Origin of the sequence: Enterobacter sp. SECR19-1250, assembly GCF_013391025.1 — a bacterium.
Classification (GTDB): domain Bacteria; phylum Pseudomonadota; class Gammaproteobacteria; order Enterobacterales; family Enterobacteriaceae; genus Enterobacter; species Enterobacter cloacae.
In genome coordinates, this window is the sequence record NZ_JACASJ010000081.1 from 1 (window position 1) to 23956 (window position 23956).

The following is a 23956-nucleotide window of genomic DNA, read 5'->3' on the forward strand; positions in this document are numbered from 1 at the left end:
CCTATCTCTTATCTGGAGATACAGCTACTGTCCGGTGTTTCAGGGGGCTACATCATGCTCGGTGGTGACATTTGCCTGCGTGAGTAGTTTCGGGGTGATGCAGGGAGTGGCGCGCGGTGTGCCATTCTCCTTAAACAGAAGATCCGTGGTAACGGAAGGTTTCCCGTTTACGATCATCTTCACCTTATAGGTTCCGGCAATAACAGGGTTGCCTTTTGAAAAACGACTGATATCAATGGATGCGCCAGTGTTATAAAGAAACTGCTCGTTAAACTGCACGTCTTCTTCGTTATTATTTTCAGCAGCAAATGCACATAACGGCAATACCGCACTTATCGATAAACATAGTAGCGAACGTCTAAAGTGCATGATGAACTCTGTCCCAGGGCAACGCTAATTATAGTTTTTGTGAATGTTCTGAAGCTGACAGGGAATCAATGCGGTATAGACTCATACTTATCAATTCCACCGAAATCATTAATGGCTTGCCAGGTAATTTTGCTATTTCCGGATGAAGTGTAATTTTTCACATTCATCGTCTGGCTTGAGAACGGTTCAATATAATGCGTTTCGATCTCGTAACTTTTACCGCCTGAAATAAGCGCCGCACTTGCCAGCGACACATAATAAGGCGAGTCATTTTTCGCACTTAAAACGATTTTTTGCCCTTGTCGGGTTTGGGACCACTTAAGATTTTTGGCCGCGTCTCTCGGTTCCCCTTTTAACCCAGTGGGACGGAAAAAGAGTTTAATACGGGTGCGGAAAGCAAGCTGAAGCATACTTTGGTTATCGCTCTCCTTAGCCTTCGGCGGAACTTCCAGAACGTTAAACCAGAACAGCGACTCTTTATCTTTTGGCAATGCCTGACCCAGCCAGGTGATTCTGACGGTTTGCCCTTTTTGCGGTTCAACACGCGAAACAGGCGGCGTCACAATAAAAGGCAGTTTCAGCTCCTGAGGGTTAGTGGTATCTCTTCCATCATCGAGCCAGGTCTGTATCAGCAGAGGCCGGGTGCCACGGTTATCCATTGACACCGTTACGTCTTTTGCCGATTCAGGATAAATGACACAGGTGCCGGAAATCACAATATCTGCACTGGCGTTAAGAGCAAACACGCTCATCGAGGCCAGCAGCAGGGCTTTTAGTCCGCTCTTAATATTCAGTACGTGCATGTCTACTCTCAAAAAATAGGCAAAAATGTGCCCAACAGGGCACATTAACGGGGGGATAAAATTATTCGTAGCTCATGGTGAAGTACGCGTTGGCGCTGACTTTACCTGACTGCACTGGGTTCGTGTCTTTCACCCAGTTGGAGCCCGGAACGTATGCAACGCGGTAGAACAGCTTGCCGGAACCGGCGGTGAGATTGGCTTTCTGCGTATTATTAGCAGGCTGGCCGACCATAATACGAGAAGATTCGGTAGGGGCATTATTATACAAGGCAAGTGCAACGTTGGTTGCTGAGCCTGCTACGTTGGCGTCAGGTTCAATAGTACCGTTTGCAATGGCACCCATATTTTTTGACATAAAGCTTGCTGAAGCAGTCTTTAATGTTCCTGGGCAGTTGGTGAGCAGCAGTTCAAAATTCTTAGAGCCGACACCGGTATCGACGGTGGTTGATTCAACATCAGATTTTTTAACAACCGGTAAGGTAATAGTAATATTATTTTGTGATTCGCCATTGGCGGTGGAAATATTACACGTTGTGTCTGTTACCGCACCGTCAAAGGTGATTAAACCGATATCGGTGTCTGCTATTGCTGAAAAAGAACCCATTGCAAACAAAGTTACAGCTGAAGCTAATAACGTTTTTTTTAACATAATTTAAATTCCATTTAAAAACATTGTGCAGATTTAATTTAAGCAAAATGATGATAGGGATCTATGAATGGGTTGGGTATTTAAAATTGCTAAAAGCCATTATTAGAAAAATTGAATGTTTGATAAGTTATTGAAAATGATCTTTAAATTTGTTTTGAATGAACGGAGAGAGACGATTTTTATTGCAGCCAAATTATATTGCATTGTTTAGATTATAAATGGCAAAGATCATTCCTTTAATTATATCATTCAGAATAATGTTTTTTTTAAACCAAGAGAAACGCTGAGAAAGGAGAAAATAGGGGAAATAAATAGAGGAGAGGCTATGTATACAAAAAAAGGATGTTTTCTTTACCTTTGAGGAGCGGAACCTGAAGGCTCCGCTCCTGGCGGCATCAGGCAACCTGCACCGGAATTGCCTTCGCGGTGCGTTTCATCTCGTTGTCGCCTTCAAAATAGGCGACTTTAGGCTGCCAGCGGCGCGCCTCTTCGTCGGACATCATGACGAAGCTCGCGATGATCACAATATCCCCTACGTCTGCACAGTGCGCGGCGGCACCGTTAACGGAGATGATCTTAGACCCGCGCTCTGCGGCAATCGCGTAGGTGGAGAAGCGTTTGCCGTTGTTCACGTTCCAGATATCAATCGCTTCGTTTTCAAGAATACCCGCCGCGTCGAGAAAATCCTGATCGATCGCGCAGGAGCCTTCATAGTGCAGGTCGGCCTGCGTGACTTTCACACGGTGAAGCTTACCTTGCAGCATTTTGCGAATCATTACGTGTACCTTTAATCATGCGTTAACCCCTCCTGTAAGAGGGGAGGGTAAGAAGGTTATGCCAGTTCAACCACTTTGTTGTCGATAAGGCGCGCCTGGCCGAGCCATGCAGCCACCAGAATAACCGCGCGCTTGCTGGCGTCGGTTAACTCAAGCAGCGTGTCAGCATCACGGATTTGAATATCGTCAGCGCGGAAGCCTTTATCGTTCAGCGCTTGCTCAGCCAGGGCCACGATCTCTTCGGCGGTCAACTCTTTCGCCGACAGTTGCTCTGCCATGCTATTCATGACTTTGCTTAATCCTGGGGCAATCTTACGCTGGTCAGCGGTCAGATAACCGTTACGGGAGCTGAGCGCCAGACCGTCTTTGGCGCGTACAATCGGCACGCCCACGATCTCGATATCATAACCCATGTCGGCAACCATCTTACGGATCAGCGCCAGCTGCTGGAAATCTTTCTCACCAAAGCAGGCTACGTCCGGCTGCACCAGGTTGAACAGCTTGCTGACGATAGTGGATACGCCGCGGAAGTGGCCTGGACGGCTGGCCCCTTCGAGCATGGTCGAAATGCCCGGGACATCAACGTACGTGGACTCTTCCGTACCCTGAGGGTAGACATCTGCAGGTGCCGGCGCAAAGACGAAGTCCGCATGGCGCTTTTTCAGCTTCTCGCAATCTTCCTGCAGCGTACGAGGATAGCGCGCCAGGTCGTCCGCGCGGTCAAACTGCATCGGATTAACGAAGATACTGACCACCACGATATCTGCACGGGCTTTCGCTTCGTCGACCAGTTTCATATGGCCGTCATGCAGGTTACCCATGGTCGGGACCAGTGCGATACGTTTACCTTCCTGTCGTGCACGGCGAATATGCTGGCGAAGCAGCGGCAGGGTTTCAATGATTAGCACAACGAGACTCCTTAATGGAAACTGTGTTCTTCACCCGGGTAAACACCGGATTCGACGTCGGCAATATACTGCCTGACCGCGGCGCGCATGTCGCCCGCTTCAGTAAGGAAATTTTTGGCGAATTTCGGGATATGGCCGCCGGTGATGCCAAAGGCGTCGTGCATCACCAGAATCTGACCGTCGGTCACGTTGCCAGCCCCAATCCCGATGACCGGAATAGACAGCGCGTCGGTGATGCGTTTTGCCAGCTCAACCGGTACACATTCCAGCACCAGCAGCTGTGCGCCCGCCGCTTCCAGCGCGAGGGCATCGTCAAACAGCGCCTGCGCGGCATCACCGCGGCCCTGCACCTTGTAACCGCCAAAGATATTGACGGACTGTGGTGTGAGGCCCAAATGTCCGCACACCGGCACGGCGCGTTCGGTGAGCATTCTTACCGTCTCCACCAGCCAGGCGCCGCCTTCGATTTTGACCATATTAGCACCGGCGCGCATCACGGCCGCCGCATTGTCGAAAGCCTGCTCCGGCGTGGCGTAGGCCATAAACGGCAGATCGGAAAGCAGAAGGCAGGCAGGTGCACCACGGCGCACGGCTCGGGTGTGGTAAGCAATATCCTCGACCGTGACCGGCAGGGTAGAGTCATGTCCTTGTACCGTCATCCCTAACGAGTCCCCGACCAGCATGACGTTGATCCCCTCTTCGGCAAACAGTTTGGCGAAGCTGTAGTCATATGCGGTGATGGTGGCGAAGCGTCTCTTTTCCTGTTTGCATTTCTGCAGTAAGGAGATGGTGGTTGGTTTCATACTGTTTCCTGATAACCCAAAGCGAATCTTTGCGCATTCTAACAGTAACATTCGAGGGAACAATGATTTTAGGTCGTCTATTAGCCACAATTATTTTGTGGCTAATGCGCGGGGGCACAGGCTTACCAGCGAGCGGGTTTTTCTGCGTGGAGGTTGTCCAGGATCTCCCTGAGCGGGATGCCGTCCGGGAAAGTGAGATCGGGGGCGACTTCAAACAGCGGCCAGAGCATAAATCCGCGATTTTTCATGTCGTAATGCGGCACCGTCAGGCGTGAAGTGTTAATCACCTCATTACCAAACAGCATGATGTCGAGGTCAAGGGTACGTGGCCCCCAGCGCTCTGCTTTACGCACGCGACCCTGTTGCAGCTCAATGCGCTGGGTGTTATCAAGCAACGTTTCGGCATCCAGTACGGTGTCCAGCACCACGGCGGCATTCAGGTAATCAGGCTGAACCTGCGGGCCGAGCGGCGGTGTACGGTAAAACGAGGAGATCGCCACAATGCGGCTCTGGGGGATCTCACCCAGCGCCTGAACGGCAGCATTAACCTGCTCCAGAGGAGAGGCCAGATTGCTGCCGATAGCGATATACGCGAGGGTCATGCCGTGCCTTCGCGACGCGGTGCGCGCTTGCGCGGACGACGGTGACGACGACGCGGCGCCGGCTCTTCATCAAGGCCAGTGAGCATATCTTTCTGCTCCGGCGGTGCGGAGACCTGGAACTCGGCCCACCACTGCGCCAGACGCTGCAACTCCTGGTTGCGTTCAATTTCAGCACGCAGAGAGAGCAGATCAAAGGCCGCGCGGAACTTAGGATGCTCCATCAGCTTCCAGGCGCGTTTGCCCTGACGACGGGACATACGCAGCTGAAGCTGCCAGATATCACGCACCAGCGTGGTAATACGTTTCGGAATGGCCAGCGTACGGCAGCCTTCGTCCAGTACGTCGTTTGCCGCCAGAGCGAAAGCGTCATAATAGGCGAGGCCGCTTTCCTGGGTAATACGCTGAGCCGTTTCCAGCAGCGGATACCAGAACATCGCCGCAAACAGGAACGCCGGGTTCACACGCATATCGTTGCGGATACGGGTGTCGGTATTCTTCAGGACCTGCGCAATCATGCGTTCCATTGGGCTGTCACCATTTTCGGTGAAGTAGCGGGTAATGGACGGGAATAACGGCTGGAAAAGGTTGTATTCGCGCAGCAAGTTATAGGTGGCAAATCCGTGACCGGCTTGCAGCAGTTTGAGCGCTTCTTCGAACAGGCGGGCTGGCGGTACGTCATTGATAAGCGTCGCCAGACGCGGGATCGGTTCTGCCGTCTCCGGGCTGATGCGCATATCCAGCTTGGCGGCGAAACGCACGGCGCGCAGCATCCGCACCGGATCTTCGCGATACCGGGTTTCCGGCGTGCCGATCAGGCGAATCAGGCCCTCTTTCAGATCCTGCATGCCGCCGACGTAATCACGCACGGTGAAATCCGCCACGCTGTAGTAAAGGCTGTTGATGGTGAAATCGCGACGCTGGGCATCTTCTTCGATCGAACCGAAGATGTTGTCGCGCAGCAGCATACCGTTCTGGCCGCGCTGGGAAGTTGTGCGATCGGATGCGCCCGCTTCGTGGTGACCACGGAACGTCGCCACCTCAATAATTTCCGGCCCAAACATGACGTGTGCCAGACGGAAACGGCGGCCAACGAGACGGCAATTGCGGAATAATTTACGCACCTGTTCGGGCGTGGCGCTGGTCGTCACGTCGAAATCTTTGGGTTTTTTGCCCAGCAGTAAATCACGTACTCCACCGCCAACGAGATAGGCCTCGTAGCCCGCTTTATTCAGACGATAGAGCACCTTGAGGGCATTTTCACTGATATCTTTGCGGGAAATATTGTGCTGCTCACGCGGGATAACCGACATCTGTGGTTGCGCAATAGCGTCATTCGCCATGCTCTCTTCGCGGCTTAGCACTTTACGGCAAAAATTAGCGACTCGGGTAAAAATGGTACACCTCGTAGTGTGTTTTGTTATGAAAAAAGCGGCTAATCATAGCTCAGCGCAACGCATTTGAGAATGCTGGATTTTTGGCACACTCGTGAGCGACCAGGTGGCAACGGCCAGTTTCAGCAATTCGTCAATGGAAAGATCCTGCCATTCGTTGGTTACATTCTGGTTGAGAAATCGTAACGCGTCGATCAAAACGGGGCGCGGATCGCCATCTGGCAGGGCGGGGGCGTGGTTTTGCTTCGACAGCTTATCGCCCCGCTCGTTGACGGCCAGCGGCAGATGAATGTAATCCGGTGCCGTCCAGCCAAACTGGTGATACAACGCTATTTGCCGCACCGTAGGTTCAACCAGATCGGCTCCGCGCACAATTTCGGTGACGCCCTGAAAGTGGTCATCCACCACCACCGCCAGGTTATAGGCAAACAGCCCGTCACGGCGGTGGATAATAAAATCCTCTCGCGCCAGCCGTTCATCCGCATGAATGTCGCCAGAGAGCAGGTCGTTAAAGTGGAGCACAGGGGCACGCTGGATCAGGCGAACGGCGGCGTTTTCCGGGCCGTGGTTGAACGTGCGGCAGTGGCCGTCATAGACGCCCCCCACGCTCTGTATGCGCGCGCGGGTACAGGTGCAGTTATATGAGAGCCCTTGCTCAGCGAGCCAGGCCAGACGTTCCCGGTAGGCGTCGTGACGTGTTGATTGCCAGACAACGTCGCCGTCCCAGTGAAGACCGTAATGTTCCAGCTGACGCAGAATGGTGTCTGCTGCACCGGGAACTTCACGTGGAGGATCAATATCTTCAATGCGGACGAGCCATTTACCCAGGCGTGCGCGAGCCTGCAGGTAGCTGCCGAGAGCGGCAATTAACGAGCCGAAATGTAATTCACCGGAGGGGGATGGCGCGAAGCGCCCGATATAGTGAGATTCAGACATATCAACAGTAATAAGGCGGGAGAGACTCCCGCCTTTGGAGTGGGTAAACAGGACCGGGATTAACCCGCCATCTGTTTTTCGCGGATTTCTGCCAGCGTTTTACAGTCGATGCACAGATCGGCGGTCGGGCGCGCTTCCAGGCGACGAATGCCAATTTCAACACCACAGGATTCGCAGTAGCCAAAATCTTCGTCCTCGACCTTCTTCAGCGTTTTTTCGATCTTTTTGATCAGTTTGCGCTCGCGGTCACGGTTACGCAGTTCAAGGCTGAACTCTTCTTCCTGAGCGGCACGGTCTACCGGATCCGGGAAGTTAGCCGCTTCATCCTGCATATGACTAACGGTGCGATCGACTTCATCCCTGAGTTGATTACGCCATGCTTCAAGAATACGCTTGAAGTGCGACAGCTGGGCTTCATTCATATACTCTTCGCCCGGTTTCTCTTGATACGGCTCCACCCCAGCGATGGCGAGAATACTCAGGGACGATGTTTTACGGTTTTGCCCTTCTTGCATGTTGCTTCTCCTTAACACGCACTATCGATCCCCGTGTTGGGGGAAAAATCAGGTCGCTATAAATAGCAGATGCTTTTCCGTATGGCAATTATCTAAACGTAACACTTGACAAGCCTGTGAGGAAAAGCGTATTTGCGCACGCGGCCAGAACACTTATTCATCAATCGTCTATTCCCTTATAAGACAATGGGAAGAGAGGATCTCAGAGTCATATTATCGGCAGAAAGTTCCGCTTTATAAGCCAAAACCTCTACCCCCTGCTTTTGTGCCTCATTCAACAATTGCGCGTATTTAAGATCAATATGGCGGGCTGGAGAAAACCGTTCAATGGCTGAGTGCAAAACCGCAAACAGCAGTACGGCGCGTTTGCCCGCCGCCGCAACACTCATCAGCTCCCGCAGATGCTTTTGTCCCCGTAGCGTGACTGCATCCGGGAAATAGCCATTTTCCTGATCCGCTAACGTGACTGATTTGACTTCAATATAGCACTCGGGACGGTCTTCCGCCTGTAACATAAAGTCAATTCTGCTGCCTTCATCGCCATATTTCACTTCAGATTTATGGGTGCCATAACCCACCAGTTCGGGAAGGGTTCCGTTAGTCAGAGCCTCCTTAACTAATTGATTCGCGCGCAGGGTGTTAACGCAAATAAAAGCCCCTTGTTGGGTTTGCGTCATTTCCCAGGTGTGAGGATATTTGCGTTTAGTATTTTCTGAAGTGGAATACCAGACCGTGTCACCCGGTGTCGCACATCCCGTCATTGCCCCGGTGTTGGGGCAGTGCAGCGTTAACGGCTCCCCTTCAGGGGTGACGACATCAGCGAGAAAACGCTTGTAGCGTTGAATAAGCGTGGCGTGTTGCAGTGCAGGACTAAACTTCATCAGAATTCCTTAGGGTATCGCCCAGCGTCCAGCGCTGGAGCGGCGTATAGCGGGTGCGTCCTTGTGAAAAAACAGATTCGTACAGCGCGAAAGAGGTCACCGGAAAGGCCCAGTGAAAGCCCGGTGGCGGGATAGCAACGGCCTGACCGGCATCGCGCAGTAGCGTAATGTGAGGATGAAACGGCTGCGGGCTCTGGTAACAGCCGCTGCGCGCCGCCTGGGCGCGCAGCATATTCGCAAGCTGTAATAATCCGCGCGGCGGCTGGCGCGTGCCCAGCCAGACGACGCGGGAGCGGAGCCACTGCCCCGCATCGTCAAGGGTCAGCGTAAATCCCGGCTGGGAAATCCGACCGGCCATCGCCGCCAGGGCGCGCTGTTTCTCGCCGCTGACGTCGCCCAGAAAAGCCAGCGTCAGGTGGAGGTTTGCCGCAGCAACCGGGCGGCCCGCTTCGGGCGGGAAGTGTTCGGCGCGCCAGCGAACAATTTGCCGTTGGATCGGCGCGGGCAGCTCAATGGCGAAAAACAGTCGTTTCGACTCAGACATACAGGGGACTCGGTAATGATATGCGCCGATGCTACAATGTACGCCGACTAATGTTAACCCTCTGGAGCTGTTAGTGTCCTCATTGCCGGTCGCCGTCGTCCTTCCTGAACTGCTCGCTGCCTTGCAGGATGCCCCGCAGGTTTTACTTAACGCCCCTACGGGTGCCGGTAAATCCACCTGGCTACCGCTGCACATTCTCAACGCAGGCATTATCAGCGGGAAGATTATCCTGCTGGAGCCGCGCAGGCTGGCTGCGCGCAACGTGGCGCAGCGCCTGGCGGAACTGCTGAATGAAAAACCGGGCGAGACGGTAGGCTACCGTATGCGCGCCGAAACCTGCGTCGGCCCGTCCACGCGGCTTGAAGTGGTGACCGAAGGGATCCTCACCCGTATGCTGCAAAACGATCCGGAACTGTCCGGCATCGGGCTGGTGATTCTGGATGAGTTCCACGAGCGCAGCCTGCAGGCGGATCTGGCGCTGGCGCTGTTGCTGGACGTCCAGCAGGGGTTACGGGACGATCTCCGACTGCTCATCATGTCGGCCACGCTGGATAACGAGCGGCTACAGCAGACGTTACCGGATGCGCCGGTCATCACCTCCGAAGGGCGCGCGTTTCCGGTTGAACGCCGCTATCAGCCGCTTCCTGCCCATCAGCGTTTCGATGAAGCGGTGGCGATCGCCACGGCTGACTTGCTTCGTCAGGAATCCGGTTCGCTGCTGCTGTTTTTGCCGGGCGTTGGCGAAATCCAGCGGGTGCAGGAGCAGCTTGCCGCCCGGGTGGGCAGCGACGTATTGCTCTGCCCGCTCTACGGCGCACTGTCGTTGAGTGACCAGCGCAAGGCCATCCTTCCCGCGCCGACGGGGCAGCGTAAAGTGGTACTGGCCACCAATATTGCCGAAACCAGTCTGACCATTGAAGGCATTCGCCTGGTGGTGGACAGCGCCCAGGAGAGAGTAGCCAGTTTTGACCCGCGCACCGGGCTGACAAAGCTGCTGACGCAACGCATCAGCCAGGCGTCGATGGTTCAGCAAGCTGGCCGTGCCGGGCGTCTTGAGCCAGGCATCTGTGTGCATCTCATCAGTGCAGAACAGGCCGAACGCGCGGCTGTGCAGAGCACGCCAGAAATTTTACAAAGCGATCTTTCGGGGCTGATCATGGAACTGTTGCAGTGGGGTTGCCCCGCTCCCGCGCAGTTAACCTGGCTCAATGCACCTCCCGCGGTAAACCTGGCGGCGGCGCGCGCGTTGCTGACCCAGCTAGGGGCGCTGGACGGCGAAAGGCTATCATCACGTGGGCAGAAAATGGCCGCGCTGGGTAACGATCCCCGGCTGGCGGGGATGCTGGTGGCCGCGCAGGGGGATGATGAAATTGCTACGGCGGCGAAACTGGCGGCTATCCTTGAGGAGCCGCCTCGTGGTGCAAATTGCGATCTGGCGCAGGCCTTTTCACGTAATCAGGGGAACTGGCAGCAGCGCGCGCAGCAGCTCTGTAAACGGCTTAACAGTCGTGGTGGTACGCCGGACGCTGACAGCATTGCGCCTCTCCTGGCGCAGGCATTTGCCGACAGGATTGCGCGTCGTCGCGGGCTGGATGGACGCTACCAGCTGGCAAACGGCATGGGGGCTATGCTGGACAGCGATGACGCCCTGACGCGCCATGAATGGCTGATTGCGCCGCTCTTGCTGCAGGGTAGCCACTCGCCCGATGCCCGAATTTTGCAGGCCGTGGCTGTGGATATCGATGCCCTCACGCGCGCCTGTCCGCAGTTGCTTCAGCAGTCCGACATCGTCGAGTGGGATGATGCGCAGGGTACCCTGAAGGCATTTCGTCGTAGCCAGATAGGTAAACTGACCCTGGCGACGAAGCCGCTGGCAAAGCCATCGGAAGAGGAGTTGCACCAGGCGATGCTAAACGGTATTCGCGAAAAAGGTTTAGGTGTTCTGAACTGGACCCCGGAGGCCGAACAGTACCGTATTCGTCTGCACTGCGCCGCGCGCTGGTTGCCCGAGTATGCCTGGCCGGCGGTGGATGATGACACGTTACTTGCGTCGCTGGAAACCTGGCTCCTGCCGCAAATGAGCGGTGTACACTCGCTGCGGGCGTTAAAAGCGCTTGATGTTAAGGTCGCGTTACAGAATTTACTCGACTGGTCGTTACGTCAACGTCTGGATAGTGAACTGCCAGGGCATTACACTGTGCCGACCGGCAGCCGGATTGCCATTCGTTATCACGAGGATAATCCACCGGCGCTGGCGGTACGGATGCAGGAGATGTTTGGCGAGGCGACCACGCCATCCATTGCCGAAGGGCGCGTGGCCGTGGTGCTTGAGTTGTTGTCACCTGCGCATCGCCCGCTGCAGATTACCCGCGATCTGGGCGCATTCTGGGCGGGGAGCTACCGTGAAGTGCAAAAAGAGATGAAAGGGCGTTATCCCAAACATGTCTGGCCGGACGATCCGGCGAATACGGCACCGACACGGCGGACGAAGAAATATTCGTAAAGGGGAGTGCGGCCTGATGCCCTCACCCCGACCCTCTCCCACAGGGAGAGGGAGAAAAGCAATTTTGAGAGATTTCTTCTTTCACAGGTCAGTGGAAGAAATGAGAATCGGGCCTTTGCGCCTGAACGTTGCGGAGAAAAAGCATGGCGGGGAATGACCGCGAGCCAATTGGGCGTAAGGGAAAACCAACGCGTCCGGCCAAAGAAAAGGTGAGCCGTCGTCGCCTCAGAGATGAGGATTATGACGATGACTATGAAGACGATTATGAGGATGAAGAACCGATGCCGCGTAAAGGAAAAGGCAAAGGGCGTAAGCCTCGGGGTAAACGCGGCTGGTTCTGGCTGCTGCTGAAGCTGTTCATTGTTTTTGTTGTACTGATGGCGATCTACGGCGTTTATCTGGATCAGAAGATCCGCAGCCGTATCGACGGAAAAGTCTGGCAATTGCCTGCGGCAGTGTATGGCCGCATGGTGAACCTTGAGCCTGACATGTCGATCAGTAAGAACGAGATGGTGAAACTGCTGGAGGCCACCCAGTATCGTCAGGTGTCGAAAATGACGCGTCCTGGCGAATTTACCGTGCAGGCGAAAAGCATTGAGATGATCCGTCGTCCGTTCGATTTCCCGGACAGCAAAGAGGGGCAGGTGCGTGCGCGTCTGACCTTTGACGGCGATCGTCTGGAAACCATCGAGAACATGGATAACAACCGCCAGTTCGGTTTCTTCCGTCTCGATCCGCGTCTTATCACCATGCTCTCTTCGGCGAATGGTGAACAGCGTCTGTTCGTCGCCCGTAACGGTTTCCCGGACCTGCTGGTGGACACGCTGCTGGCAACCGAAGACCGTCACTTCTATGAGCACGATGGCATCAGCCTCTACTCCATTGGTCGTGCGGTGCTGGCCAACCTGACGGCGGGCCGTACGGTACAGGGGGCAAGTACGCTTACCCAGCAGCTGGTGAAGAACCTGTTCCTCTCCAGCGAGCGCTCTTACTGGCGTAAAGCCAACGAAGCGTACATGGCCGTGCTGATGGATGCGCGTTACAGCAAGGATCGTATCCTTGAGCTGTATATGAACGAGGTCTATCTCGGTCAGAGCGGTGATAACGAAATCCGCGGTTTCCCGCTGGCGAGCCTGTACTACTTTGGCCGTCCGGTGGAAGAGCTGAGCCTGGACCAGCAGGCGCTGCTGGTGGGTATGGTGAAAGGGGCGTCCATCTATAACCCGTGGCGTAACCCGAAACTGGCGCTGGAGCGTCGTAACCTCGTGTTGCGTCTGCTGCAACAACAGCAGGTGATTGACCAGGAGCTGTACGACATGCTGAGCGCACGTCCGCTTGGCGTGCAGCCGCGCGGCGGTGTGATTTCGCCTCAGCCTGCGTTTATGCAGCTGGTGCGTCAGGAGCTGCAGAGCAAGCTCGGTGATAAAGTGAAAGATCTCTCCGGCGTGAAGATCTTTACCACCTTTGACTCCGTGGCGCAGGATGCGGCAGAAAAAGCAGCCGTTGAGGGCATTCCGGCGCTGAAGAAACAGCGTAAGCTGAGCGATCTGGAAACCGCGATGGTGGTGGTTGACCGTAACACGGGTGAAGTCCGTGCGATGGTGGGCGGGGCTGAGCCGCAGTTTGCAGGCTACAACCGTGCTATGCAGGCGCGTCGTTCGATCGGTTCACTGGCGAAGCCAGCAACCTATCTCACTGCCCTGAGCCAGCCAAATCTGTATCGCCTGAATACCTGGATTGCCGACGCGCCGATCTCCCTGCGTCAGCCTAACGGCCAGGTCTGGTCACCGCAGAACGATGATAAACAGTTCAGCGGCCAGGTAATGCTGGTGGATGCGTTGACCCGCTCCATGAACGTGCCGACGGTAAACCTGGGGATGGCACTGGGTCTGCCGGCGATTGTCGACACCTGGCAGAAACTGGGCGTCGCCAAAGATCAGCTGCACCCTGTACCAGCCATGATCCTGGGGGCGTTAAACCTGACGCCAATCGAAGTGGCACAGGCGTTCCAGACCATTGCCAGCGGTGGTAACCGTGCACCGCTGTCAGCCCTGCGCTCGGTGATTGCCGAAGATGGCTCCGTGCTGTATCAGAGCTTCCCGCAGGCGGAACGCGCCGTTCCGGCGCAGGCAGCCTACATGACGCTGTGGACGATGCAGCAGGTTGTGCAGCGTGGTACCGGCCGTCAGTTGGGGGCGAAGTATCCGGGCCTGCATCTGGCGGGCAAAACCGGGACGACCAACAACAACGTCGATACCTGGTTTGCCGGTATCGATGGTCGTGAAGTGGTGATCACCTGGGTGGGCCGCGACAACAACCAGCCAACCAAACTGTATGGTGCGAGCGGGGCGATGTCGATTTACCAGCGTTATCTGGCGAATCAGTCTCCGGTGCCGCTAAACCTGGTTGCGCCGGAGGATATCGTGGATATGGGCGTGGACAGTTCCGGAAACTTTGTCTGTGGCGGCGGTATGCGTACCTTGCCTGTCTGGACAACGAACCCGGATTCCCTGTGCCAGCAGAGCCAGCCAGAGCAGCCGACGGGCAACCCGTTCGACCAGTCTTCTCAGCCTCAGCAGCCGCAGCAACAACAACAGCCGCAGCAGCAGAACGAGAAGAAAGACAGCGACGGTGTCGCGGGCTGGATTAGAGATATGTTCGGCGGTAACTAACCGTTCAAGGTCCCCCCGAAAGGGGGGATTTTTTTACCCGTTTTCCCCATTTTATTAAACCTTCGTTTTCTCCTGGTTATTTCTTAAACCCTTAATTCTCGTAGGGCCGCTTCCTGCTTGCTATGCAGCCAACGTTTCGCCTATTATGCTGCGGTCATAATAATAATTCTCGTTTACGTTATCATTCACTTTTCTATCAGAGATACACCATGGCGCTTTCCAATACTGCTCAGCCAATTAACACGTCGCTGCGTAAAATCGCAGTTGTCGTAGCCACAGCGGTTGCCGGCATGTCTGCTTATACCCATGCTGCCGAAACCCCGAAAAAAGAAGAAACCATCACTGTCACTGCCGCTCCGGCTGCACAGGAAAGTGCCTGGGGGCCAGCACCAACGATTGCGGCGAAACGTACCGCAACGGCAACCAAGACCGATACACCTATAGAAAAGACGCCGCAGTCGATTTCCGTCGTCACGCGTGAAGAAATTGACATGAAGCAGCCGGGAACGGTGAAGCAAGCGCTGGCGTATACGCCGAGCGTTTTTGCCACCCGCGGCGCCTCAACGACATATGATGTGGTGTCGATTCGTGGTTTCACCACTTCCAGCACCGTGAATACCAACCAGTATCTCGATGGGATGAAGCTGCAGGGCGATAACTATTCTGAAGCGTCCATGGATCCGTACTTCCTTGAGCGCGTGGAGCTGCTGCGTGGCCCAACATCTGTACTGTACGGCAAAAGCCATCCGGGCGGTGTTGTGAGCATGGTCAGCAAGCGACCGACCACTGAGCCGCTGAAAGAAATTCAGTTCAAGATGGGCACCGATAACCTGTGGCAGACCGGGTTTGATTTCAGCGATGCAATTGATGATGACGGCGTGTGGTCATACCGCCTGACCGGTCTGGGACGTAGTGAAAATGCGCAGCAGGAGATGGCCAAATCCACCCGCTATGCCATTGCACCGGCTTTCAGCTGGCGTCCTGACGATAAAACCGATTTCACTTTCCTGAGCAACTTCCAGAGCGATCCGGATGCGGGCTATTACGGCTGGCTGCCGCGGGAAGGTACCGTTGTGCCTTACTATGATGCCAACGGTAAAGCGCACAAGCTGCCGACCAATTTCAACGAAGGGGAAGAGGATAATAAGATCGCCCGTCGCCAGAAAATGGTGGGATACAGCTTCTCGCATGCGTTTGATGACACCTTTACCCTGCGTCAAAACCTGCGCTACACCAAAATCAACACGCTGTATCGTTCCGTCTACGGCAACGGCTATATTGCCCCGGCGCAAATCAGCCGCGCGTATGTACGTTCAGACGAAGATCTCAACTCGTTCACCGTGGATACTCAGCTTCAGTCAAAATTCGCGACCGGCGCTGTGGATCATACCCTCTTAACCGGGGTCGATTACCTTCGTATGCGTAATGACATCAACGCAGACTACGGTACTGCCGATCCGATCAGCATGACAAAGCCTGCGTACGGCAATCCGAACGTCGATGTTTACTACCTGTACAAAGTGCTTAATCGTCAGGAACAAACTGGTCTGTACGCTCAGGATCAGGCTGAGTGGGATAAGTGGGTACTGACAATGGGTGGCCGCTATGATTTTGCGAAAACCTCTGCGCTGACCCGTACTACCGGTACTACCGCGGAAATTAACGATCAGGCATTCACCTGGCGTGGCGGGATTAACTACCTGTTCGACAACGGTATCACGCCGTACTTCAGCTATAGCGAATCATTCGAACCGATTTCGGGTACCACTCAGGGCGGAAAACCGTTCGATCCGGCACGCGGCAAGCAGTATGAAGCCGGTGTGAAATACGTACCGAAAGATCTGCCTGTTGTGGTCACGGCAGCGGTGTATCAGCTGACCAAAAACAATAATCTGACGGCCGATCCGGCCAACCCGACCAGCGGCTTCAGCGTACAAGGGGGCGAAATTCGTTCCCGTGGTGTTGAGCTGGAAGCGAAAGCGGCGGTATCAGCCAATGTGAACGTGACGGCCTCGTACAGCTTCACCGATGCGAAATACACTCACGATACCTGGTTTGAAGGCCGCCGCCCGGCGGAAGTGCCACGTAACATGGCCTCTCTGTGGGCGGATTACACCTTCCACGAGACGGCACTGAGCGGTCTGACGCTGGGGGCGGGTGCGCGCTATATCGGCAACACCGTTTCCTACTACTCCTCAACGTCTCCGAAAGCCTACGAATCGTTTAACGTCGCGGGTTACGCGCTGGCGGACGCGACGGTGAAATACGATCTGGCGCGTTTTGGGCTGCCAGGCTCTTCAGTTGGCGTTAACGTGAACAATATCTTTGACCGCGAGTACGTTTCCAGCTGCTATAGCGAATACGCATGCTACTGGGGAGCAGGACGTCAGGTTGTGGCTACCGCGACCTTCCGCTTCTAATCTCTCTTCGGGCACGGTTCGCCGTGCCCTTTTTATTTAAGTTGGCTGATATGCAGGATAATAAAACGCAATCCGATACCACCTTTACGCTCAATCAACTCTCCTTTCGTGTTCCCGGGCGCACCTTGCTGCATCCGCTCTCGTTGACGTTCCCCGCAGGTAAAGTTACCGGCCTGATTGGTCACAATGGTTCCGGTAAATCGACGTTACTTAAAATGCTGGGCCGTCATCAGCCGCCTTCTGAAGGGGATATTTTGCTGGACGAACAGCCTCTGGAGAGCTGGAGCAGTAAAGCCTTTGCGCGCAAAGTCGCCTATCTGCCGCAGCAATTGCCTCAGGCAGAAGGGATGACGGTGCGTGAGCTGGTGGCAATCGGGCGTTATCCGTGGCATGGCGCACTCGGGCGCTTCGGTGTCGCCGACAGAGAGAAAGTGGAAGAGGCGATTGCGCTGGTGGGATTAAAGCCGCTGGCGCACCGTCTGGTCGACAGCCTTTCCGGGGGCGAACGTCAGCGCGCGTGGATTGCGATGCTGGTCGCGCAGGACAGCCGCTGCCTGCTGCTCGACGAACCCACTTCCGCACTGGATATCGCTCATCAGGTTGATGTTCTCGCGCTGGTTCATCGCCTGAGCCAGCAGCGTGGCCTGACGGTTATTGCGGTGCTGCACGATATCAACATGGCGGCGCGCTACTGCGATTATCTTGTCGCCCTTCGCGGCGGGGAGATGATTGCCGAGGGTTCGCCGTCTGAACTGATGCGGAGCGAAACGCTGGAACACATCTACGGTATTCCTATGGGGATCCTGCCTCATCCAGGCGGGGCTGCTCCGGTGAGCTTTGTTTACTGATGCTGAATTCTACCTTGTTGAGCCGCCGTCGCCTGCTGACGGCCATGGCACTTTCACCGCTGCTGTTAAAGATGAACCTCGCGCGGGCTGCTGCCGTCGATCCGCACCGTATTGTGGCGCTGGAGTGGCTGCCTGTTGAACTGATGATGGCGCTGGGCGTCACGCCGTATGGCGTGGCCGATATTCCCAACTACCGGCTGTGGGTGAACGAGCCGGCGCTACCCGATTCGGTCATTGATATTGGTCTGCGAACAGAGCCTAACCTTGAGCTGCTGACGCAGATGAAGCCGTCATTTCTGTTCTGGTCCGCGGGTTATGGCCCGTCAGAAGAGACAATGGCGCGTATTGCCCCTGGGCGGGGGTTCTCCTTCAGTGACGGTAAAAAACCGCTGACGATGGCGAAAAACTCCATCATCGAGATGGCGCATTTCCTCAACCGTGAGGCGGAAGCCAAACAACATTTCGCTGAGTTTGATGCTCTGATTGACGCCCTGAAGCCGCGTTTTGCCCATCGCGGAGACCGTCCGCTGCTGATGGTGACGCTGCTGGATGCGCGCCATATGCTGGTCTTCGGCAAAAACTGTCTGTTCCAGGAAGTGCTCGATAGCTTTGGCATTCCTAATGCCTGGGAAGGGGAGATGACCTTCTGGGGCAGCACCGCCGTCGGTATCGACCGTCTGGCGGCGTTCCGCGATGTGGACGTATTGTGCTTCGATCACGGCAACGAGCGTGAAATGCAGGCGCTGATGGCGACACCGTTGTGGCAGGCGATGCCGTTCGTGCGTGAGCAACGCTTTACGCGTGCACCGGCGGTCTGGTTCTACGGCGCGACGCTGTCGGCCATGCACTTCGCCCGGGTGCTGGATAACGCGCTGGGGGGAAAAGCATGAGTACGCGTATTGCCCGTTTCCCGGCGCTGTTGCTGGCTCTGATTTTCCTGACCGCGCTGGCTTTGACCTGGTTTAACCTCTCGACCGCCTTACCGCGCGGGCAGTGGAGCGCGGCCCTGGCTGCGCCGGATATCGATAATATTCAGCAAATGCTGTTCTACTACAGCCTGCTGCCGCGTCTGGCGATTTCGCTGCTGGTCGGGGCCGGGTTAGGGCTGGTGGGCGTCCTGTTCCAGCAGGTTTTGCGTAACCCGCTGGCCGAGCCTACAACGCTTGGCGTCGCGACAGGTGCCCAGCTTGGGATCACGGTGACCACGCTGTGGGCACTGCCTGGGGCGTTAACCTCGCAGTTTGCCGCGCTTGCGGGCGCGTGCGTGGTAGGCGCGCTGGTCTTCGGCGTGGCGTGGGGGAAACGCCTCTCGCCAGTGACGCTGATCCTCGCAGGGCTGGTGGTGAGCCTCTACTGTGGGGCAATCAACCAGCTGCTGGTGCTGTTTCATCACGATCAGCTGCAAAGCATGTTCCTGTGGAGTACCGGCACGCTGACCCAGACCGACTGGAGTAGTGTGCAGCGCCTGTGGCCGCAGCTTGTTGGCGGCGCCATGTTGACGCTGCTGCTGTTACGTCCGCTGACGCTGATGGGGCTGGATGACGGCGTAGCCCGTAATCTGGGGCTGGCGCTCTCCCTGGCGCGTCTGGCGGCGCTGACGCTGGCGATTGTCCTCAGCGCATTGCTGGTTAATGCGGTTGGGATTATCGGCTTTATCGGGCTGTTTGCCCCGCTGCTGGCAAAAATGCTCGGTGCGCGTCGCCTGCTGGCGCGACTGCTGCTGGCCCCGCTAATTGGAGCGCTGATCCTCTGGCTTTCCGATCAAATCATTCTCTGGCTGGCGCGTGTCTGGATGGAAGTCTCTACCGGGTCGGTAACGGCACTGGTTGGCGCGCCGCTGTTGCTGTGGCTGTTGCCACGTCTGCGCAGCATGAGCGCTCCCGCGATGGACGCGGGGGATAAAGTTTATGCCGAGCGTCAGTCGGTGCTGTGGTTCAGCCTCGCCGGGCTGGCGGTGCTGATTATCGTCTCGTTTGTGGCGCTTGCTTTCGGGCGCGATGCGACGGGCTGGCACTGGGCAACGGGCGATTTGCTCCAGGAACTGCTGCAGTGGCGCTGGCCGCGGATCCTCTCGGCGTTGATTGCCGGGGTGATGCTGGCGGTCGCGGGCTGTATTATCCAGCGCCTGACCGGCAACCCGATGGCCAGCCCGGAAGTGCTGGGTATCAGTTCGGGAGCCGCGTTTGGCGTGGTGCTGATGCTGTTCCTTGTGCCGGGAAATGCCTTTGGCTGGCTGATGCCTGCCGGAAGCATCGGGGCGGCGGTGACGCTGATGATCATTCTGATTGCGTCAGGCCGCGGCGGGTTTTCGCCTCACCGGATGCTGCTGGCCGGGATGGCGCTCAGCACCGCCTTTACCATGCTGCTGATGATGTTGCAGGCGAGCGGCGATCCGCGGATGGCGAAGATCCTGACCTGGATCTCCGGCTCAACGTACAACGCCACCGGCAGTCAGGTGGTGCATTCCGGGATCGTGATGATCGTGCTGCTGGCGATTGTGCCCCTGTGCCGCCGCTGGATGACGATCCTGCCGCTGGGGGGCGAAACCGCACGTGCGGTCGGCATGGCGTTAACGCCAACGCGCGTCGCGCTGTTACTGCTGGCGGCGTGCCTGACGGCCACGGCCACCATGACCATTGGTCCACTGAGTTTTGTTGGGTTGATGGCGCCGCATATCGCCAGAATGATGGGATTCCGTCGGACGATGCCGCATATCGTGATGTCTGCCCTGACGGGCGGGGTGATGCTGGTGGTGGCGGACTGGTGCGGAAGAATGGTGCTGTTCCCGTATCAGATCCCGGCGGGTTTGCTGTCGACCTTTATCGGCGCGCCGTATTTTATTTATCTGTTGAGAAAGCAGAGTCGGTAATAAAAGTAAACGTCAATCCTAAGATTGACGTTTTAGGGTTTGCTCCCTCTCCCGGTGGGAGAGGGACGGGGTGAGGGCATCACGCCGCACGTGCTTACAACTTCGCAAACACCTTACGCGCCGCGTCGATGGTGTTATTGATATCCTCTTCGCTGTGCGCCACGGACATAAAGCCAGCTTCAAAAGCAGACGGCGCCAGGTAGACGCCTTCTTCCAGCATCAGGTGGAAGAAACGCTTGAAGCGTTCAACGTCGCACTTCACCACGTCCTGATAGCTTGTCACGGTTTGGGCTTCCGTGAAGAAGATCCCGAACATCCCGCCCACGTGGTTTACCACCAGCGGAATACCCGCCTCTTCAGCCGCTTCCAGCAGACCGTTTGCCAGCTGCGTCGTGCGCTCAGTCAGGGTTTCGTGAATGCCCGGCTGGGAGACTTCTGTCAGGCAGGCGAAGCCCGCCGCCATGGCAATCGGGTTACCGGAGAGCGTACCCGCCTGGTAAACCGGCCCCGTTGGTGCCAGGGCTTCCATCACATCCTTGCGCCCCCCGAATGCGCCCACTGGCATACCGCCGCCAATGATTTTGCCGAGACAGGTCAGATCCGGCTCTACGCCGTAATAAGACTGGGCACCCGCGAGCGCGACGCGGAAACCGGTCATCACTTCGTCGATAATCAGCAGCGCGCCAAATTCATCGCACAGGGCGCGCAGGCCCGGCAGGAAATCGGGCTGCGGTGGAATGCAGTTCATGTTGCCTGCAACCGGCTCAACGATGATGCAGGCGATCTCCTGTGGATACTGCTCGAATGCCGCACGAACGGTGTTCAGATCGTTATAGGTGCAGGTGAGGGTGTGTTTCGCGAAATCAGCCGGTACGCCCGGGGAGTTTGGCTGGCCAAGGGTCAGTGCGCCGGAACCCGCTTTCACCAGCAGGCAGTCCGCATGGCCGTGGTAGCAGCCTTCAAACTTGATGATTTTGTCGCGACCGGTAAAGCCGCGCGCCAGACGAATAGCGCTCATGGTGGCTTCGGTACCGGAGTTCACCATACGCACCATGTCCATGGTTGGCACCAGCTCGGTCACCAGCTCCGCCATTTTGACTTCCATCTCGGTAGGCGCGCCGAAGCTCAGGCCGCGCTGGGCCGCTTCAATCACCGCATTGCGGATGGCAGGGTGGTTGTGACCCAGCACCATCGGGCCCCAGGAGCCGACGTAATCGATATAGGCCTTGCCGTCGACATCAAACAGGTACGCGCCATCAGCACGTTCAATAAACAGCGGCGTTCCGCCTACGCCGGTAAAGGCGCGAACAGGCGAGTTCACGCCGCCCGGGATAAGCTCGCGGGCTGCACTGTAGAGGTTTTCAGACTTGCTCATGGCGTCGTTCCTGGTTCGTATAAAATGATTAAGCACACTATTCTAAGTGATCCGCGGAAGGTAATGAAATTTTTGCCCCCTTTCATTGCTAAACAATTTTTAAGTATTTTTCACGGGACGACCTGACGCACTCTGGTAAAATCCCTGCGGCGATTTGTATGACGAAAAGACATGGTAATGAAAGCAGACTCTCCCTCTTTTGAAGAACAACAGTTCCGACGCGCGCAACACCGGATCAGCATCCGGCGCTTGCTTAACCGCGATAAGACACCGCTGGCAATTTTACTGGCCGCCGCTGTAGTCGGTACGCTCGCCGGGCTGGCGGGCGTCGCCTTTGAAAAGGCAGTCAATGCGGTGCTGAACTGGCGTATTGGTACGGTGGCCGGTTTCGCCGACAAAGGATGGCTGGTCTGGGTCTGGGCGTTCGGGTTGTCCGCGCTATTTGCCATGGTGGGCTACTTTCTGGTGCGTAAATTTGCGCCGGAAGCGGGCGGTTCCGGGATCCCTGAAATTGAAGGCGCGCTGGAAGAGCTGCGTCCGGTGCGCTGGTGGCGCGTCATCCCGGTGAAGTTTATCGGCGGCATGGGAACGCTTGGTGCGGGTATGGTACTGGGCCGAGAGGGGCCAACCGTGCAGTTGGGCGGGAACGTCGGGCGCATGGTGGGGGATCTGTTCCGGATGCGCAGCGCGGAAGCGCGCCATACGCTGCTGGCGACAGGTGCCGCAGCGGGGCTTTCGGCGGCGTTTAACGCGCCGCTGGCGGGGATCCTGTTTATCATCGAAGAGATGCGCGCCCAGTTCCGTTACAACCTTATCTCGATCAAAGCGGTCTTTACCGGTGTGATCATGTCGAGCATTGTGTTTCGCATTTTCAATGGCGAAAGCCCGGTGATCGAAGTGGGCAAACTGACCAATGCGCCGGTCAACACGCTGTGGCTGTACCTGATCCTCGGCATGATATTCGGCATTGTCGGCCCGCTGTTTAACACTTTTATTCTGCGTATGCAGGATATGTTCCAGCGCATCCACGGCGGGAATACCACGAAGTGGGTGTTGATGGGCGGTCTGCTGGGCGGCCTGTGCGGCGTGCTGGGGTTCATTGAACCGAACGCGGCGGGGGGCGGGTTCGGGCTGATCCCGATTGCGGCTGCGGGCAACTTCAGCGTGGGTCTGCTTCTGTTTATGTTTATTTCTCGCGTCATCACGACGGTGCTCTGTTTTTCCTCCGGTGCGCCTGGCGGTATCTTTGCCCCGATGCTGGCGCTGGGGACGCTGCTTGGTACTGCCTTTGGCATGGCCGCTGAGGTCGGTTTTCCGGCGTACCATCTGGATGCGGGTACCTTTGCCGTTGCCGGGATGGGAGCGCTGCTGGCGGCTTCCCTGCGCGCGCCGCTCACCGGCATCGTGCTGGTGCTGGAGATGACGGATAATTACCAGCTCATTTTGCCAATGATCATTACCTGTCTCGGCGCGACACTATTAGCCCAATTCCTGGGTGGAAAACCGCTATACTCCACCATTCTTGCACGCACCCTGGCGAAGCAGGAGGCAGAACGGGCCGCAATGCAGAATACTTGAATGAATTACCAGGGTATTAGATAATGACAAAAAGAATTGGGTGAATTTTACCCAATTGCAGTAGCAGTATTCATGGGAGCATAAGATGAGTGATGACGTAGCGTTGCCGCTGGAGTTTACCGAAGCAGCAGCCAACAAAGTGAAAACCCTGATTGCCGACGAAGACAATCCGGATCTGAAACTGCGTGTCTATATTACCGGTGGCGGCTGCAGCGGCTTCCAGTATGGTTTTACCTTTGACGACCAGGTTAACGACGGCGATATGACTATCGAGAAACAGGGCGTCGCGCTGGTGGTTGACCCGATGAGCCTGCAATATCTGGTGGGCGGTTCGGTAGATTACACAGAAGGTCTGGAAGGTTCACGCTTTGTGGTGACGAACCCAAATGCCACCAGCACCTGCGGGTGTGGGTCTTCGTTCAGTATTTAAGCGGGGGCGGGCTGATGCCCTCACCCCGGCCCTCTCCCACAGGGCTGAGGGTTCCCCAGAAAAATGAAAAGCACGATGAAGTGT

General features: G+C 56.3%; 21 protein-coding genes. 8 read left to right on the forward strand and 13 right to left on the reverse strand.

The features are described from left to right. Window positions 1-39 precede the first annotated feature (39 nt). The 12 genes from HX884_RS18750 to thpR all read right to left on the reverse strand — a co-directional run bounded on the left by HX884_RS18750 (window position 40) and on the right by thpR (window position 9177). Window positions 40-369: a FimD/PapC N-terminal domain-containing protein gene (locus HX884_RS18750; RefSeq protein WP_249166320.1), complete on the reverse strand. Its 330-nt coding sequence runs from the start codon at window positions 367-369 to the stop codon at window positions 40-42. A 65-nt stretch (window positions 370-434) separates the two neighbouring features. Next, complete coding sequence (locus tag HX884_RS18755; protein WP_178328610.1) at window positions 435-1172, reverse strand: fimbrial chaperone; 738 nt, start codon at window positions 1170-1172, stop codon at window positions 435-437. Between the two features lie 61 nt (window positions 1173-1233). Further along, window positions 1234-1821 (reverse strand): fimbrial protein, encoded by a 588-nt coding sequence (locus HX884_RS18760; RefSeq protein ID WP_013095626.1) that lies wholly within the window; start codon window positions 1819-1821, stop codon window positions 1234-1236. 395 nt (window positions 1822-2216) lie between these two features. Continuing rightward, window positions 2217-2597, reverse strand: coding sequence for an aspartate 1-decarboxylase (gene panD / locus HX884_RS18765; protein WP_003856284.1), 381 nt, complete (start codon window positions 2595-2597; stop codon window positions 2217-2219). 56 nt (window positions 2598-2653) lie between these two features. Beyond that, window positions 2654-3505 (reverse strand): pantoate--beta-alanine ligase, encoded by an 852-nt coding sequence (panC, locus tag HX884_RS18770; protein ID WP_040022747.1) that lies wholly within the window; start codon window positions 3503-3505, stop codon window positions 2654-2656. Between the two features lie 11 nt (window positions 3506-3516). Next, entirely contained in the window at window positions 3517-4308 is a 792-nt protein-coding gene (gene panB, locus HX884_RS18775) for a 3-methyl-2-oxobutanoate hydroxymethyltransferase (protein WP_013095628.1), read from the reverse strand. 122 nt (window positions 4309-4430) lie between these two features. Continuing rightward, on the reverse strand, window positions 4431-4910 hold the full coding sequence (gene folK / locus HX884_RS18780; protein ID WP_178328611.1) for a 2-amino-4-hydroxy-6-hydroxymethyldihydropteridine diphosphokinase: 480 nt from the start codon (window positions 4908-4910) through the stop codon (window positions 4431-4433). Then, window positions 4907-6304, reverse strand: coding sequence for a polynucleotide adenylyltransferase PcnB (pcnB, locus tag HX884_RS18785; RefSeq protein WP_072193776.1), 1398 nt, complete (start codon window positions 6302-6304; stop codon window positions 4907-4909). The genes folK and pcnB overlap by 4 nt, the downstream gene beginning before the upstream one ends. A gap of 42 nt (window positions 6305-6346) precedes the next feature. Then, complete coding sequence (gluQRS, locus tag HX884_RS18790; protein WP_178328612.1) at window positions 6347-7237, reverse strand: tRNA glutamyl-Q(34) synthetase GluQRS; 891 nt, start codon at window positions 7235-7237, stop codon at window positions 6347-6349. 59 nt (window positions 7238-7296) lie between these two features. Then, window positions 7297-7752 (reverse strand): RNA polymerase-binding protein DksA, encoded by a 456-nt coding sequence (gene dksA, locus HX884_RS18795; protein WP_013095632.1) that lies wholly within the window; start codon window positions 7750-7752, stop codon window positions 7297-7299. A 176-nt stretch (window positions 7753-7928) separates the two neighbouring features. Then, complete coding sequence (gene sfsA / locus HX884_RS18800; RefSeq protein WP_013095633.1) at window positions 7929-8633, reverse strand: DNA/RNA nuclease SfsA; 705 nt, start codon at window positions 8631-8633, stop codon at window positions 7929-7931. Further along, the gene (thpR, locus tag HX884_RS18805; RefSeq protein ID WP_013095634.1) at window positions 8623-9177 is read right to left on the reverse strand and encodes an RNA 2',3'-cyclic phosphodiesterase; all 555 of its coding nucleotides are present in this window, start codon (window positions 9175-9177) and stop codon (window positions 8623-8625) included. Before thpR ends, sfsA begins: the two co-directional genes overlap by 11 nt. 73 nt (window positions 9178-9250) lie before the next feature. Between thpR and hrpB the strand changes: the two genes are divergently transcribed. From hrpB to fhuB, 6 genes are all read left to right on the forward strand, one after another. Beyond that, window positions 9251-11680, forward strand: a complete 2430-nt coding sequence (gene hrpB, locus HX884_RS18810; protein WP_178328613.1) for an ATP-dependent helicase HrpB — start codon at window positions 9251-9253, stop codon at window positions 11678-11680. A 143-nt stretch (window positions 11681-11823) separates the two neighbouring features. Continuing rightward, complete coding sequence (gene mrcB, locus HX884_RS18815; RefSeq protein WP_038981237.1) at window positions 11824-14352, forward strand: bifunctional glycosyl transferase/transpeptidase; 2529 nt, start codon at window positions 11824-11826, stop codon at window positions 14350-14352. A gap of 209 nt (window positions 14353-14561) precedes the next feature. Beyond that, window positions 14562-16772, forward strand: coding sequence for a ferrichrome porin FhuA (fhuA, locus tag HX884_RS18820; RefSeq protein ID WP_038981238.1), 2211 nt, complete (start codon window positions 14562-14564; stop codon window positions 16770-16772). A gap of 50 nt (window positions 16773-16822) precedes the next feature. After that, on the forward strand, window positions 16823-17620 hold the full coding sequence (gene fhuC / locus HX884_RS18825) for a Fe3+-hydroxamate ABC transporter ATP-binding protein FhuC (protein WP_023620747.1): 798 nt from the start codon (window positions 16823-16825) through the stop codon (window positions 17618-17620). Continuing rightward, a complete protein-coding gene (gene fhuD / locus HX884_RS18830) occupies window positions 17620-18510 on the forward strand; it encodes a Fe(3+)-hydroxamate ABC transporter substrate-binding protein FhuD (RefSeq protein WP_178328614.1) in 891 nt (296 codons plus the stop codon). The genes fhuC and fhuD overlap by 1 nt, the downstream gene beginning before the upstream one ends. Beyond that, window positions 18507-20489 (forward strand): Fe(3+)-hydroxamate ABC transporter permease FhuB, encoded by a 1983-nt coding sequence (gene fhuB, locus HX884_RS18835; RefSeq protein WP_178328615.1) that lies wholly within the window; start codon window positions 18507-18509, stop codon window positions 20487-20489. Before fhuD ends, fhuB begins: the two co-directional genes overlap by 4 nt. Before the next feature lie 94 nt (window positions 20490-20583). On the opposite strand, the gene hemL is transcribed toward fhuB, so the two are convergent. Beyond that, complete coding sequence (hemL, locus tag HX884_RS18840) at window positions 20584-21864, reverse strand: glutamate-1-semialdehyde 2,1-aminomutase (protein ID WP_038981245.1); 1281 nt, start codon at window positions 21862-21864, stop codon at window positions 20584-20586. Window positions 21865-22041: 177 nt separating this feature from the next. On the opposite strand from hemL, the gene clcA reads away from it, so the two are divergent. Both clcA and erpA read left to right on the forward strand, forming a co-directional pair. Further along, window positions 22042-23442 carry a H(+)/Cl(-) exchange transporter ClcA gene (gene clcA, locus HX884_RS18845; protein WP_038418710.1) on the forward strand — a complete coding sequence of 467 codons (1401 nt, stop codon included), beginning with the start codon at window positions 22042-22044 and terminating at the stop codon, window positions 23440-23442. 85 nt (window positions 23443-23527) lie between these two features. Further along, window positions 23528-23872 (forward strand): iron-sulfur cluster insertion protein ErpA, encoded by a 345-nt coding sequence (gene erpA, locus HX884_RS18850; protein ID WP_013095643.1) that lies wholly within the window; start codon window positions 23528-23530, stop codon window positions 23870-23872. Window positions 23873-23956 lie beyond the last annotated feature (84 nt).

Coding starts and splice junctions, on each gene's coding strand:
- erpA (WP_013095643.1), top strand. CDS start 23,528: ATGAGTGATGACGTAGCGTTGCCGCTGGAGTTTACCGAAGCAGCAGCC.
- HX884_RS18755 (WP_178328610.1), bottom strand. CDS start 1,172: ATGCACGTACTGAATATTAAGAGCGGACTAAAAGCCCTGCTGCTGGCC.
- thpR (WP_013095634.1), bottom strand. CDS start 9,177: ATGTCTGAGTCGAAACGACTGTTTTTCGCCATTGAGCTGCCCGCGCCG.
- panD (WP_003856284.1), bottom strand. CDS start 2,597: ATGATTCGCAAAATGCTGCAAGGTAAGCTTCACCGTGTGAAAGTCACG.
- fhuD (WP_178328614.1), top strand. CDS start 17,620: ATGCTGAATTCTACCTTGTTGAGCCGCCGTCGCCTGCTGACGGCCATG.
- panB (WP_013095628.1), bottom strand. CDS start 4,308: ATGAAACCAACCACCATCTCCTTACTGCAGAAATGCAAACAGGAAAAG.
- mrcB (WP_038981237.1), top strand. CDS start 11,824: ATGGCGGGGAATGACCGCGAGCCAATTGGGCGTAAGGGAAAACCAACG.
- HX884_RS18750 (WP_249166320.1), bottom strand. CDS start 369: ATGCACTTTAGACGTTCGCTACTATGTTTATCGATAAGTGCGGTATTG.
- HX884_RS18760 (WP_013095626.1), bottom strand. CDS start 1,821: ATGTTAAAAAAAACGTTATTAGCTTCAGCTGTAACTTTGTTTGCAATG.
- fhuC (WP_023620747.1), top strand. CDS start 16,823: ATGCAGGATAATAAAACGCAATCCGATACCACCTTTACGCTCAATCAA.
- hemL (WP_038981245.1), bottom strand. CDS start 21,864: ATGAGCAAGTCTGAAAACCTCTACAGTGCAGCCCGCGAGCTTATCCCG.
- sfsA (WP_013095633.1), bottom strand. CDS start 8,633: ATGAAGTTTAGTCCTGCACTGCAACACGCCACGCTTATTCAACGCTAC.
- clcA (WP_038418710.1), top strand. CDS start 22,042: ATGAAAGCAGACTCTCCCTCTTTTGAAGAACAACAGTTCCGACGCGCG.
- dksA (WP_013095632.1), bottom strand. CDS start 7,752: ATGCAAGAAGGGCAAAACCGTAAAACATCGTCCCTGAGTATTCTCGCC.
- fhuB (WP_178328615.1), top strand. CDS start 18,507: ATGAGTACGCGTATTGCCCGTTTCCCGGCGCTGTTGCTGGCTCTGATT.
- gluQRS (WP_178328612.1), bottom strand. CDS start 7,237: ATGTCTGAATCTCACTATATCGGGCGCTTCGCGCCATCCCCCTCCGGT.
- fhuA (WP_038981238.1), top strand. CDS start 14,562: ATGGCGCTTTCCAATACTGCTCAGCCAATTAACACGTCGCTGCGTAAA.
- folK (WP_178328611.1), bottom strand. CDS start 4,910: ATGACCCTCGCGTATATCGCTATCGGCAGCAATCTGGCCTCTCCTCTG.